At 33.6% G+C, this 12,533-nt stretch carries 13 protein-coding genes; 7 read left to right on the top strand and 6 right to left on the bottom strand.

What is annotated here, in order from left to right; genetic code table 11:
• Positions 1 to 44 precede the first annotated feature (44 nt).
• From DW269_RS00650 to DW269_RS00635, 4 genes are all read left to right on the top strand, one after another.
• Positions 45 to 1,094: a GTP pyrophosphokinase family protein gene (locus tag DW269_RS00650; RefSeq protein ID WP_117458102.1), complete on the top strand. Its 1,050-nt coding sequence runs from the start codon at positions 45 to 47 to the stop codon at positions 1,092 to 1,094.
• Positions 1,095 to 1,179: 85 nt separating this feature from the next.
• Complete coding sequence (locus DW269_RS00645) at positions 1,180 to 1,980, top strand: SDR family NAD(P)-dependent oxidoreductase (RefSeq protein ID WP_022425935.1); 801 nt, start codon at positions 1,180 to 1,182, stop codon at positions 1,978 to 1,980.
• Positions 1,981 to 2,021: 41 nt separating this feature from the next.
• The gene (locus DW269_RS00640; protein ID WP_117458101.1) at positions 2,022 to 2,729 is read left to right on the top strand and encodes an EFR1 family ferrodoxin; all 708 of its coding nucleotides are present in this window, start codon (positions 2,022 to 2,024) and stop codon (positions 2,727 to 2,729) included.
• Positions 2,726 to 2,965 carry a purine biosynthesis protein PurH gene (locus DW269_RS00635; RefSeq protein ID WP_117458100.1) on the top strand — a complete coding sequence of 80 codons (240 nt, stop codon included), beginning with the start codon at positions 2,726 to 2,728 and terminating at the stop codon, positions 2,963 to 2,965. Before DW269_RS00640 ends, DW269_RS00635 begins: the two co-directional genes overlap by 4 nt.
• A gap of 58 nt (positions 2,966 to 3,023) precedes the next feature.
• Here DW269_RS00635 and DW269_RS00630 read toward each other — a convergent pair whose 3' ends face one another.
• From DW269_RS00630 to DW269_RS00605, 6 genes are all read right to left on the bottom strand, one after another.
• A complete protein-coding gene (locus DW269_RS00630) occupies positions 3,024 to 4,133 on the bottom strand; it encodes a 5-methyltetrahydropteroyltriglutamate--homocysteine S-methyltransferase (RefSeq protein ID WP_117458099.1) in 1,110 nt (369 codons plus the stop codon).
• A 96-nt stretch (positions 4,134 to 4,229) separates the two neighbouring features.
• Entirely contained in the window at positions 4,230 to 4,634 is a 405-nt protein-coding gene (locus tag DW269_RS00625) for a DUF5301 domain-containing protein (protein WP_158546273.1), read from the bottom strand.
• Between the two features lie 78 nt (positions 4,635 to 4,712).
• Positions 4,713 to 5,828: a hypothetical protein gene (locus tag DW269_RS00620; RefSeq protein ID WP_117458097.1), complete on the bottom strand. Its 1,116-nt coding sequence runs from the start codon at positions 5,826 to 5,828 to the stop codon at positions 4,713 to 4,715.
• 242 nt (positions 5,829 to 6,070) lie between these two features.
• On the bottom strand, positions 6,071 to 6,673 hold the full coding sequence (locus DW269_RS00615; RefSeq protein WP_015563755.1) for a Type 1 glutamine amidotransferase-like domain-containing protein: 603 nt from the start codon (positions 6,671 to 6,673) through the stop codon (positions 6,071 to 6,073).
• An 873-nt stretch (positions 6,674 to 7,546) separates the two neighbouring features.
• Entirely contained in the window at positions 7,547 to 8,761 is a 1,215-nt protein-coding gene (locus DW269_RS00610; RefSeq protein WP_117458096.1) for an ATP-binding protein, read from the bottom strand.
• 166 nt (positions 8,762 to 8,927) lie between these two features.
• Positions 8,928 to 10,130: a class I SAM-dependent rRNA methyltransferase gene (locus DW269_RS00605; protein WP_117458095.1), complete on the bottom strand. Its 1,203-nt coding sequence runs from the start codon at positions 10,128 to 10,130 to the stop codon at positions 8,928 to 8,930.
• Positions 10,131 to 10,212: 82 nt separating this feature from the next.
• On the opposite strand from DW269_RS00605, the gene DW269_RS00600 reads away from it, so the two are divergent.
• The 3 genes from DW269_RS00600 (at position 10,213) to DW269_RS00590 (ending at position 12,406) form a co-directional block, all read left to right on the top strand.
• Positions 10,213 to 11,163: an L-lactate dehydrogenase gene (locus tag DW269_RS00600; protein WP_117458094.1), complete on the top strand. Its 951-nt coding sequence runs from the start codon at positions 10,213 to 10,215 to the stop codon at positions 11,161 to 11,163.
• A 52-nt stretch (positions 11,164 to 11,215) separates the two neighbouring features.
• On the top strand, positions 11,216 to 11,989 hold the full coding sequence (locus tag DW269_RS00595; protein ID WP_117458093.1) for an HAD family hydrolase: 774 nt from the start codon (positions 11,216 to 11,218) through the stop codon (positions 11,987 to 11,989).
• 75 nt (positions 11,990 to 12,064) lie between these two features.
• Complete coding sequence (locus tag DW269_RS00590) at positions 12,065 to 12,406, top strand: tautomerase family protein (RefSeq protein ID WP_117458092.1); 342 nt, start codon at positions 12,065 to 12,067, stop codon at positions 12,404 to 12,406.
• Positions 12,407 to 12,533: the final 127 nt, after the last annotated feature.

Below are 12,533 nucleotides of genomic sequence, written 5' to 3'. Positions count from 1 at the left end.
TTAAGTTAATGTATCATATATATGATAGTTAAGAGGTGTAAAAGATGGATAAAAGAATCGAAAATCATATCATCCAGCAATATTATGACAATCAGAGTCTTTATCGTTCATTAAAACATGATATTACAGATATTATTGAAAATATCATTACAAAGAATAATATAAAGATTTCTAATTTTGCGATACGTATTAAAACAGAAGATGCATTAAGACGTAAGATCTGTTTAAAACATAAGTACAAGGATGTTAATGATATTACAGATATCGTTGCTTGTCGTATTATTACATTGTTTGAATCAGATATTGATGTCATATATAAACTAATTAAACAGAATTTTGATATTGTGGAATACAATGATAAGAGAAAGAAGAACTATGATGACCGTATTGATTTCGGTTATAACTCTCTTCATTTATTAGTGAAATATAATGAAGCAAGACTGAATATGATTGAATACTCAGATTATCGTCATATTGTCTTTGAAATACAGATTAGAACTATTCTCCAGCATTCTTGGGCTGAAGTAGAACATGGTCTAGGTTATAAGTCACAATATGAAATTCCTAAGGATATTCGTAGAAGACTCACAAGACTGAGTGCGACTCTAGAAATTCTAGATGAAGAATTTGTGAATATAAGAGATGATATAGAAGAATACAATAGGGGTATTGATCATATAGAGAAGGTGTTAAAGACAGACTTGAACTATAACTCTCTCATGACTTATTATCATGATTCTCCTATTATGAGTGAATTAACACAGATCATCTGCAAACAGTTTAATATCTCAGTTAAGGAAGAACCGTATATTATATCTGAATTGAGAGTTGTAAAAAGATTTCATAATCTAGGCTATATGTATGTTCATGAACTCGATGAATTTATTATAGAAAATAGAGATAACATCGTAAACTTTGCGCAGTCAAAGCTCCGTTTCCTAGAAAAGAATAAGTATTTCAACCCTTATGATATCTTTGTCTGGGTATCACTGATCATGTTGTTGAATCAGGGTGTGGATGATCCTGAAAATATCATCAGTAATGAAATGTTCAGCATTCCAAATAAGAATGAAATAGACAAAGGAATTAATTAATAAATATCATATTTTTACACATTTATGATTGATTCATGTATAATTATATTAACGCTTTTAAATTAAAAGAAAGAAGGTAAATAATATGGGCTTTTTAGAAGGTAAGACTGTCATTGTGACTGGTGGTGGACGTGCAGTACTTGAAGATGGTACATGTGGTTCAATTGGTTATGGTATCGTAACAGCATTTGCGAAAGAAGGGGCAAATATTGTCATCACTGGACGTAACCTAAAGAAACTAGAAGATGCAAAAGAAGAAATTGAAAGACTTTATAATGTAGAAGTTCTTCCAGTACAGGCTGATGTGAATGCAGGTGCTGATAATGAAGCAGTAGTAAAAGCAGTTGTTGAAAAGGCAATTGAAAAGTTTGGTCATATTGATGCATTAGTCAATAATGCACAGGCAAGTGCATCTGGTGTATCTCTTGCAGAACATACTACAGAACAGTTTGATTTAGCTATGTATTCAGGATTATATGCAGCATTCTATTATATGAAAGCATGTTATCCATACTTAAAAGAAACAAAAGGTTCAGTTATCAACTTCGCATCTGGTGCTGGATTATTCGGAAACAAAGGTCAGTGCTCTTATGCAGCTGCAAAAGAAGGTATCCGTGGTTTAACACGTGTTGCTGCAACTGAATGGGCTGCAGATGGTATCAACGTAAACGTTGTATGCCCACTTGCTTGGACTGCACAGCTTGAAAAGTTTGAAAAAGCTTATCCAGAAGCTTTCAAGGCCAATGTTCATACACCACCTATGGGACATTTTGGTGACAATGAAAAAGAAATCGGACGTGTTGTTGTACAATTAACTTCTCCAGACTTCAAATATATGACTGGTGAAACAATCACTCTTGAAGGTGGATTAGGAATGAGACCATAAGGAAACGCAATGCGTTTCCTTTTTTCAAAGGAGCAAATACAATGATTTATTATTTTAGTGGAACAGGAAATAGTCACTATGTGGCAGAAGTACTTTCAAAGTCCTTACAGGATACAATGCAATCTATTGAATCAGCCCAAGGTATTAAACAGGATGAAATGATTGGTATAGTCACACCTGTTTATTTCTTTGGGGTACCTGATATTGTGAAGGATTTCTTAGAAAGATTGTCTGTCTCTTCCAAATCATATTTGTATTTTGTAGTCACTTATGGTGGTAAACCAGGTAATATTGGGAAAGAGGCCAACAAGATCATGCAGAAAAAGGGGACAGGTTTTTATGCCATGTATGGTGTAAAAATGGTGGATACATATATTCCTATGTATGATGCATCTAAAAATGAAAAGATAGAATCTCAAATAGATCCTCAAATAGAAGAAATCATTACACAGATCAAGGAAAGAAGAATAGGGGACTACTTGAAAGGAACAGTTCCAGTTTTTATTAATAAGGCCTGTTCGTTTCAATATAAACAGGTAAGAAAAACATATAACCTCACTATTGACGAATCTTGTATTCATTGTGGCTTATGTGCCAAAGAATGTCCTGAACAGGCGATAGAAATCAAAGATCATGTGACATTCAAGAAAGAACAGTGTATGATGTGTTTAAGATGTTTACATCATTGTCCTGTGAATGCAATTAGATTTAAAAATAAGGACAAAGGACAATACAGGGGGTTACTATGATCAAAGAAGATATTTTAATCAAGAATACAACAAGAGAACAGAGAGAACAAATTGTGAATGATGCATTAGGTATAGTAGATGGTTTATGTGATGGCTGTTCACAGGGAATCATTTCTATGTATGATGCATATATTGATGGTTTAAAGGAATTAGATGAAATCAACAGAGAATTCAATGCCCACTACGAAGTAGATGATAAACGTGGTGGCAACAGAGGCGGCTGTTCAATGATATAAGAAGTAAGAGTGATCTTACTTCTTTTTATGTATGAAAAAAGAACTTCTTTCGAAGTTCTTATCCCCATACCTCTTCCGCAATTTCTTTGACTAATTTTAATTTAGCCCACTGCTGTTCTTCAGTGAGTTTATTACCGATTGCACAAGAAGCGAATCCACATTGTGGACTTAAATAGAGTCTATCTAGTGGAATAAACTTAGCAGCCTCATGAATTCTCTTAATCACTGTTTCTTTATCTTCTAATTCAGGTGTCTTAGTTGTAATCAACCCTAATACAACCTTTTTATCTTCTGATACTTTTGCGAGAGGTGCAAATCCTCCAGATCTTTCATCATCATATTCTAGATATAAAGCATCCACATTTTCTTTCGCAAATACATAATCAGCTACAGAATTATAAGGACCTTTCGCAAAGAATGTAGAATGGTAATTACCACGACAGATATGTGATGTAATCACCATATCTTCTGGTTTATTCTCTAATGCAAGGTTATTGACTGCAAGTAATTCAGCCTTTACTTCTTCTAAATCAATTCCTAAAGATTCATATCTCTGTTTTGCAGTATCTCCTACAATCGCACCCCAAGTACAGTCATCTAACTGTAGATTGCGACATCCTGCATCATAGAACTGTTTAATCACATCCTGATAAGCGACACCAATATCATGAATGAGTTCTTCATTTGTGGCATAAAACTTTCTTGTAGTTTCAAAGTTAGCAGGTACAATCATCTGCTGGAATGTCTGTGCAGGGGCTGGAATAGTATACTTAGCCACTGTATTTTCATCTTCAAACTGTTTTAAAAACTTAAAGTATTCCACAAAAGGATGTGCTTTTGCCTTAATTTTACCTACAAGATAAGTATCATCCAATACTGCAAGTTCACCATTAAATCTTACACCATTACCAGTATTCTTATGTTCAACACCTTCAAATCCCCACATGAAATCTAAATGCCAGAATGTTCTTCTGAATTCTCCATCAGTAATTACATGGTATCCTAATTCTTTTTGTTTCTTAACTACTTTTACAACTTCTTCATCTACAATGTGATCATAATCTTCCTGAGATAACTGTCCGTTATCCAATGCTTCCTTAGCATCCTTAAGAGCCTGTGGTCTTAAAAAGCTTCCTACAAAATCATATCTAAAAGGTACATTTCCCATTTCTTATTCCTCCTTGGTTAGTGATTGTATTATAACAACCACCTTCACCATTGAGAAATACATATAATATACAGTTATATATAGTTTAAAACTATATTAATCTTTATACTCTACAATCAGCTTATCTTTATTATTCTTAATACTCTTATATAAGTCAGAAGGAATCTTCCATATTCCATTATAAGGTTCTTCTATATAAGTCTTTCCATTTCTTTCATAGACATAATATGTCTTTGTATCCATTTTCATCTTGATATAATCAACACCATTTGGGTTATCATTTACTGATTCTTTTGAATAAGATGACTTTTCTTCTATATCTTTAATTAAAGAAGATACTTTATTTTGATCACATTCATAGACAGTAGTCATCGCACCACCATGTACATGTCCAAATTCCACCTTAGATGCATCTGGCAGATCTAAGTTCTTTTTATTAGAAGTGAAACAATACACACCCAACAACACCAACATAATAACTAATATGCTCATCTTTTTCATGATATCCACCATCCATCATTATGTCTCTGTAGACATCCTCTTTCTTCTGTTATTTCAAATTTAATACTCATAAGGTGCTTATTTTGATCCTAGGAAGAAATGAATCTGAGGTCTTGTATATTCATCAAACTTATCTTCTGTCTCTGTATCAAATGAACAAGACAAACTGATAGGTGCATCCTGATCATAGAAACGAATACTCTTATAAAATGTCCCATTTAGAAATTCATCTTTAAATTGTTGTGGAATAGCCTGATAAGATAATATCTCTGGATTAGATACGGATACATTTAGATTCTCAAAAGACTTTTGTAATGTCGCAAAATCTGTTTCTGCCTGCATTAAATTCTCTTCTAAACTCTTATTAATATCCACACTTTCTACATATGAGATATTGGTGATAGTACCACTATTATTCACTTGAACATGAACATAACAATCAGTAGCAACTGAATCTCTTAAATATCCCATAACAGTATAGCTTGATCTACTTCGTGATTCATTTGGATTATCTGCATGTACTCTTACACATACAGGTTCTAATGCCTTTTTTACTATTTCTACTTGTTGTGCGGAAGCTGCGATTCTTTGATCCATTGCCTGCTTTCCCTCTATATATTGAGGTATATAAGTACCGACTACAATAAGCATTGGGACAACCGCAAAGGCAATGAGTTGTTTTTTAATATCAGGAATAGAGACTCTATAAGCATGTGCCATATTCTCAGCATTATTTCCCGCTTCAGATAACATGTCTATAGATGTAGAGACTGTACTAACTGCACCAGCCACCTGCATAGCACTTCCTATATTCTTTGCAGTATCATTATCACTTTCTTTAAGAAATCGACCAACAGCTTGTGACGCCAAAGCAGCAGATACCTCTTTAGAATAATCTGTTTCTGACTGTTTCACATTTAATCTATGTATAAGAGATTTCCATTTATTACCGTTCATTCCAAACTTAGGTACAAGTGCACAGAAACAGAATATAACAACATATATAATGACGAATCCTATTGCAGTAAACATCCCTGTAGGCTGAAAACCTTTGTTTTGGAATACTAAATCATCTAACATCTCTAATGGTACTATTAATGCACATTGTACAAATGAAAAGATGAGTGCAACCACTGCAATCTTTGGATATATACAATATCTTTGAATCATTTTTTTCTCTTTATCGTTGATCATGAATATCACCTCTATATCAAGTATACCTTATTTTTAATTAAAAAAAGAGCGATTGATTCGCTCTTACTATATCCATTCCTCAGCCAAAAGGAAATCACGAATATTTTGATGTTTAATAACATACACAAGTTTAATTGTATCATGGTTCATCCTTGACCTGTTAGAGGGCAACGCATTTAATCCGAACAGCTCATTTAAAATAATATTATTCCTTTACAATTCTACAAACTTGAATTTTCAAATTAGTCTTTGCAAATAACCTTTGAACCTTCACCATCAATTACAATTCCCTGGCGGTTGTTAATTGGGCATAGATTCAAATCCGAAAACTCAGTCATTATTTTCTCGGTAACTTTCTTAAATGGTGCTGTAAGATAATGCGGAAGAACATAGAAATCAATCAAATCAAGCCCTGCATCATCTTCTTGTGAGTAGTCCTCCGGCTTTTCATCCATTTGCTCGATATATTGGATGCTTGGAGCGCATATAATCGCACCTGCCGATTCACCAATCATCAGTTTTCCCTTTGCCAATTCTTTCTTCAACAGCTCATCCGTTCCCGTTTTACGGAGCTGGTCTATAAGGAAAAAAGAATTTCCGCCGGTAAAATATATTACATCCGCATCTTCAAAAACAGACTGTATCGTTGAATAAGCCTCCGTTGAAATATCAATTTCCGTTACGATTGCTCCCAACTTTTTGAATAATTTTCGAGCTGAGCCGACATAACCGGTGTAGCCTTCACGCAGTGAAGCTGTTGGAATAAATGCGACTTTCTTATTTTCAATTTCTTCCTTTATCAGACTTCCTACACTTGAAAAGTGCGAACATAAAAATAGTTTCATCAATATTCTCCTTTATAAATTCCGATTTGTGTATTTCTTATAATATATCATACCCACCCTCTGTTACAATAATTATACTGTTTTTCATCTTTTTTCATCTTTTCTACACCATAGCAATATGCTTCCTTCTATCTCATATATACCAATAATTGTAGAAAATCTCATGCTACATCCTCGGAATGACAAATGCCAGATAGTTCTGCTCATGTACGCTGGCACATAATCATGGATTGGATATCACTTATGTTGTTGTATGGCTTATTTCATCAAGCAGTAGTAGTTTCTTCTCTCTTGTTGATAATTGCATCAATTGCACTCACAAATAGATTGTTTATGTGTTTAAAGATAGCAGGTTCCAGTAGTTTTTTCTTTGCGATAGTGCAGAAGCCGAAGGCATTTTACCATGCCCTTCAAAAAAAGTGAGACAATTTGCCTATTGAGGAGTGATTTGAAAAGCTCGTGGTGTATTGAATGAAGCTTTCGACAAAGAGTGAAATCGAAAACAGGGTCATTACAGTAGTACTTCAGACTATCAAGAGCTGTATCGATAGAACGTTCAAGAATAGTTCTAACCTTCTTGGGTGAGTAGTAGATATTATGCTTGCTTTGTTTCATAATAGTTTATCTCTTACAAAAACACATCTACTAAAAAAGGCTAGAAATGAATAAATATTCATTTCTGGCTACATGAGTTTCATCATCTGCCAACAGTTTGGCATCCAGTCTCTTAACTTAATATTATTGGGAGAGCAATATGAACTTCCTTCGCCTGTAGGCTTCGCAAGTTTCTACAGAACAATCACTAGAATTAATACATTTTGTTCTATCAATAATTCGAAATAGGGTTGTCACTCTGTGGTTAATTTGTTTTTATTATATCCATTCCTCAGCCAAAAGGAAATCAAGAATATTTTGATGCTTAATACCGTTTCGGCTCATATCAAATTCATCAAGGGAAACGACATATTTAGGGAAATTATCTCGGATAGTATCATATGCACCAAATTCACGTTTAATTGTATCTTCTGATGCTAAGAGATATGTCACCTGAACATATATTTTTTCACCATGTTTATCGCAAACAAAATCAATTTCTTTTTCTCCTGTTTTACCAACAGTCACTTTATAGCCTCGACGTAATAATTCTAGATAGACAATATTTTCTAGAATGAGATTAATATCTCTCATATTGCCTCCATAAACGGCTTCACGGATGCCGTGATCTGCAATATAATACTTTTCATTTGTGGAAAGTATTTGTTTACCCTGTAAATCAACTCGTTTCACTTGGTAGAACAGATAAGCATCACAACAATATTTGATATAATTTAGGATTGTTTCTGGTGCAACGGTACGTTGTTCACTTTTGAGAAACTTTGCAAGAGAATTTGCGGAGAAGGGTGTGCCTACATTCGCAATCACATATGCAATAATGCGTTCTAATAAGTCCACATCACGTATTTTATTGCGTTTCACGATATCTTTAAGTTGGACAGAGTTAAATAAGTCGTGAAGATATTGTTTAGATGGGTCATCCGCATAACGAATATTCGCAAGATAGGGCATACCTCCAGTAATGAGATACTTTTGAAAACATTGTTGGATTGAAACATCAGGGTTGATTGGATGATATAATTCTATGAATTCTCCAAAAGAAAATGGATAGATGACAAACTTTACATATCTTCCACCTAAATAAGTTGCAAGTTCACCTGATAATAGTTTTGCATTTGATCCGGTAATATAGATGTCACAATCCAATGAAACACGAAAAGAATTAATACACTTCTCCCAATCTTTCACTTCTTGAATTTCATCAAAAAAAAGATAAACCTTACCACCAATTTCCTTGGCACGGCTAGTAATCTCATCATGAAGTGACTGTGCGGTCTGCAGATGTGAAAAGCTTAAATCCTCAAAATTGATGGAGATAAACTGTGTTGGATTAACACCTGATTCTATAAGTTCCTCTTTAATTAATTCTAGCATAACGGATTTCCCACAACGACGAATTCCAGTCATTATCTTAATAAGATCCGACCCAATGAACGGACGGATACGTTTCATATATAGCTCACGTTTAATCATTTATCGCAACCCCTTTCCTCGTAACTGCTCATATTATATCACATATAACTGAAATCTCATGCTTAAATATAAATTTTATCAGTTATAACTGATAAAATAGAGTAAAAGATAAAAAATATAAGTTATAACTGAAAAATGATGACTCGTATCGAGTCATCACCTTTTCTTATTTTTCATCTACAACCTGGAAAATATAGAACTTTAAGTAATAACTGTTCTCATCACCATTCCATAAAATAGGATGATCTGCAGCCTGTGTTCTAAATTCTACCTGTCTTAATCTCTTATGTACTAATTTTGCAGCCTGTCCAATAGTCTTAGTAAATGTATCATAATCCATAAAATGAGAACATGAACATGTAGCCAGATATCCACCATCTTTTACTAGTTTCATACCTCTCATATTAATCTCACGATAGCCTTTAATCGCATTCTTAATAGATGCACGAGACTTTGTGAAAGCAGGGGGATCTAATATAACCATATCAAATAACTCTCCCTGAGCCTCTAATTCTGGTAAGAAATCAAATACATCATGACACTCAAACTTAACAGTATCTTCTAAACCATTAAACTTAGAATTCTCATTTGCAAGATCTACCGCAAACTGAGATGCATCCACACCTAAAACACTTTGAGCCCCTGCAATACCAGCATTGAGTGCAAAAGTACCAATATAAGTAAAACAATCCAATACCTTTGCATCTTTACATAATTTCTGTATTGCTAGTCTATTATATTTCTGATCAAGGAAGAAACCAGTCTTCTGTCCTTCTGCGACATCTATATGATACTTAACACCATTCTCTACAATATCAATATGAGGATCAAAAGGTTCACCAATAAACCCTTTAACTCTTTCCATGCCTTCCTTAGTACGTTCCTTGGCATCACTACGTTCATATACACCTCTAATAGTAATGCCATCTTGTAGTAGAATATCTTTCATAAGTTCTACAATCTCTTCCTTAAATGCATCAATACCTAATGCAAGAGACTGTACAACTAATACATCTTCAAACTTATCAATTACTAAACCTGGTAAGAAATCAGCATCTCCAAACACAATACGACAACTAGAAGTATCCACTGTCTTCTTACGATAATCCCAGGCATTCTGTAATCTCATACGTAAGAAATCAGAATCAATCTCCTGATTAATATTTCTAGTCATTAAACGAATTCTAATCTTAGAATTCTGGTTAATATAACCTCTTCCTAACGGATACTCATTATGGGCATATACATCCACAATATCCCCATTCTTGAAATGTCCATGTATCTCTTTTATTTCATTGTCATAAATCCATAAACCGCCTGCATTAATAGTACGGCCTTCACCTTTTTTTAATAGTACTTTAGTTTTCATAATTAACCTCTCTTGGTAATTATTATACATTTGATCAGACAGTTGTGCTACAATATTAACAATTCAAGGAGGAAAAACTAATATGAGTTTTAAGGATTCTAAAGTAGTTATTGTTGGTTTAGGTAATGTAGGTGCTACAACTGCCTACTCAATTATTAATCAGGGACTTTGTGAAGAGATTGTATTAATAGATATTAATAAAGAAAAAGCATATGGTGAAGCATTAGATATGCAGCAGTCAGTTTACTTCATGAATAGAAATATTAAAGTAAAAGCAGGTGATTATTCTGATTGTAAGGATGCAGATGTAGTCATTATTATAGCATCAGCACCAATGCCTAAAGATTCTCATGATCGTTTACAGATGTTAGCACCAAGTATTAAGATTATTAAGTCTATTGTAAGTTCTACAATGGCTTCAGGATTCAATGGTATCTTTATTGTTGTATCTAACCCAGTAGATATTATGAGTTATATTACTTGGAAGGAATCAGGTTTACCAAAGAACCAGGTAATTGGTAGTGGTACAACTCTTGATAGTGCAAGATTATCTTGTCGTTTAGCTGATATGTATCATTTAGATGCAAAGAGTGTATCAGCATATGTATGTGGTGAACATGGAGATTCAGAAATGGTAACATGGTCTAGTGCAACTATTGGTGGTAAGAGTGTAGAAGATGTATTAAAGGATAATGCAGAACGTACTAAGGATGCCACTAAGGAAACATTAAGACATGCTGTTATTGAAGATGGATGGCAGATCTTTAACCGTAAAGGGAATACATGTTATGGTATTGCGGCAGCAACTACAGCTATCGTAAAATCTATTCTCTTTAATGAAAATAGAATTTATCCAGTATCTGTTCATTTAGATGGTCAGTATGGTATGAATGATATCTTCTTAAGTGTTCCTACTATTATTGATAAGACAGGAGCTAAAGAAATAGTAGAAATAAATATGAAAGAAGATGAGCAGAAAGCACTAGAGGAATCATATAAAGTTCTGAAAGATTTCTGTCAACAGTTAGACTAAGAGAGGGTTAACCTCTCTTTTTGTGTTAGAATGGATCCATGGAGGATTTGTTATGATTAAGATTGCATTTTTTGATATTGATGGAACTTTAAGTAATATGGAAACACGCAGTGTTTCTGATATTACTATAGAAACATTACAGAGATTACAGGCTAATAATATAAAGGTATGTATTGCGACAGGAAGACATCCTTTAAGTGTACCTACTTTTGAAGGAGTGACTTTTGATGCCATACTTTCTTTTAATGGGTCTTATTGTTTTGATAAGGAAGGACATGTTTTATATAGTCATCCTATCCCACATAAAGACGTATTAAGAATTATAGATAACGCATCTTCTATTAATAGATATGTCTCTCTTGCGAGTAAAGATGATAGTAAAGCCAATGGCACAGATCAAGATTTAGATGATTATTATGCATTCTCTAAACAGAAAGTGAATGTATCAGAAGACTTTGATACATTTGTGAATGAAGATATCTATCAGATCATGTGTGGTGGATATGAGAATGAATATGATGCATTAATGAAGAATGTAGAAGGAGCCCAGATTACAGCGTGGTGGAATAGGGCGGTAGATATTATTCCAGCAGGTGGTGGAAAGGGTAATGGTATACATAAGGTATTAGAGTATTATCATTTCAGTCCTAATGAAGCCATTGCGTTTGGTGATGGAACAAATGATATAGAGATGTTAGAAGCAGTAGGAACAGGAGTTGCAATGGGGAATGCGACTGATAATGTGAAGGCTATTGCGGATGATATATGTTTATCTGTAGCAGAAGATGGTGTGTATCACTACTGTTTAGATCATAATTTAATATAAAAGTCATAAATGTAGTAAAAAATCAAAAAAAGTTGTATACTAAGGTATAACATGAATTGTAAAGGAGAATGAAATATGCCATATTTAGCATTACGTACAAACAAGACATTGACTCTTTCTCAGGAAGTTGAATTAAAAACTACTGTAGGAAAGTTAATTACAATGTTTCCTGGTGAATCAGTAGATACATTCATGATTCATATTGAAGATAATCAGCTCATTTATTTTAAAGGCCAGGAAGCAAATTGTATGATGATCACATTATACTTAAAAGGTCATTATACAGATGAACAGAAACAACAGTTTGTCTCTGAACTTACTAAAGCTTTAGTAAAAATTACAAAGATTCCTGCTTCAAATCAGTATGTTACTATCTCTGAATTTGAAAAATGGGGTCACGGTGGTATCTACGAATAAGATTTTGCCTAGCAAAATCTTATTTTTTTGGCTTAAAACAGCTAAACATAATAAAAAAACACAAAAAAATCCCGAATTGCAAGCAGAAACTGGAAATAAGAAGATAAATTAGTTTTTGTAGAAAATA

This window comes from Catenibacterium sp. AM22-6LB (assembly GCF_003435615.1).
Lineage (GTDB): Bacteria > Bacillota_I > Bacilli_A > Erysipelotrichales > Coprobacillaceae > Catenibacterium > Catenibacterium mitsuoka_A.
This window is presented reverse-complemented; position numbering and strand designations above follow the sequence as displayed.

Bases quoted from the DNA above. Each gene is read 5' to 3' on its own strand.
- DW269_RS00650 (WP_117458102.1), top strand. From the start codon at position 45: ATGGATAAAAGAATCGAAAATCATATCATCCAGCAATATTATGACAAT.
- DW269_RS00645 (WP_022425935.1), top strand. From the start codon at position 1,180: ATGGGCTTTTTAGAAGGTAAGACTGTCATTGTGACTGGTGGTGGACGT.
- DW269_RS00640 (WP_117458101.1), top strand. From the start codon at position 2,022: ATGATTTATTATTTTAGTGGAACAGGAAATAGTCACTATGTGGCAGAA.
- DW269_RS00635 (WP_117458100.1), top strand. From the start codon at position 2,726: ATGATCAAAGAAGATATTTTAATCAAGAATACAACAAGAGAACAGAGA.
- DW269_RS00630 (WP_117458099.1), bottom strand. From the start codon at position 4,133: ATGGGAAATGTACCTTTTAGATATGATTTTGTAGGAAGCTTTTTAAGA.
- DW269_RS00625 (WP_158546273.1), bottom strand. From the start codon at position 4,634: ATGAAAAAGATGAGCATATTAGTTATTATGTTGGTGTTGTTGGGTGTG.
- DW269_RS00620 (WP_117458097.1), bottom strand. From the start codon at position 5,828: ATGATCAACGATAAAGAGAAAAAAATGATTCAAAGATATTGTATATAT.
- DW269_RS00615 (WP_015563755.1), bottom strand. From the start codon at position 6,673: ATGAAACTATTTTTATGTTCGCACTTTTCAAGTGTAGGAAGTCTGATA.
- DW269_RS00610 (WP_117458096.1), bottom strand. From the start codon at position 8,761: ATGATTAAACGTGAGCTATATATGAAACGTATCCGTCCGTTCATTGGG.
- DW269_RS00605 (WP_117458095.1), bottom strand. From the start codon at position 10,130: ATGAAAACTAAAGTACTATTAAAAAAAGGTGAAGGCCGTACTATTAAT.
- DW269_RS00600 (WP_117458094.1), top strand. From the start codon at position 10,213: ATGAGTTTTAAGGATTCTAAAGTAGTTATTGTTGGTTTAGGTAATGTA.
- DW269_RS00595 (WP_117458093.1), top strand. From the start codon at position 11,216: ATGATTAAGATTGCATTTTTTGATATTGATGGAACTTTAAGTAATATG.
- DW269_RS00590 (WP_117458092.1), top strand. From the start codon at position 12,065: ATGCCATATTTAGCATTACGTACAAACAAGACATTGACTCTTTCTCAG.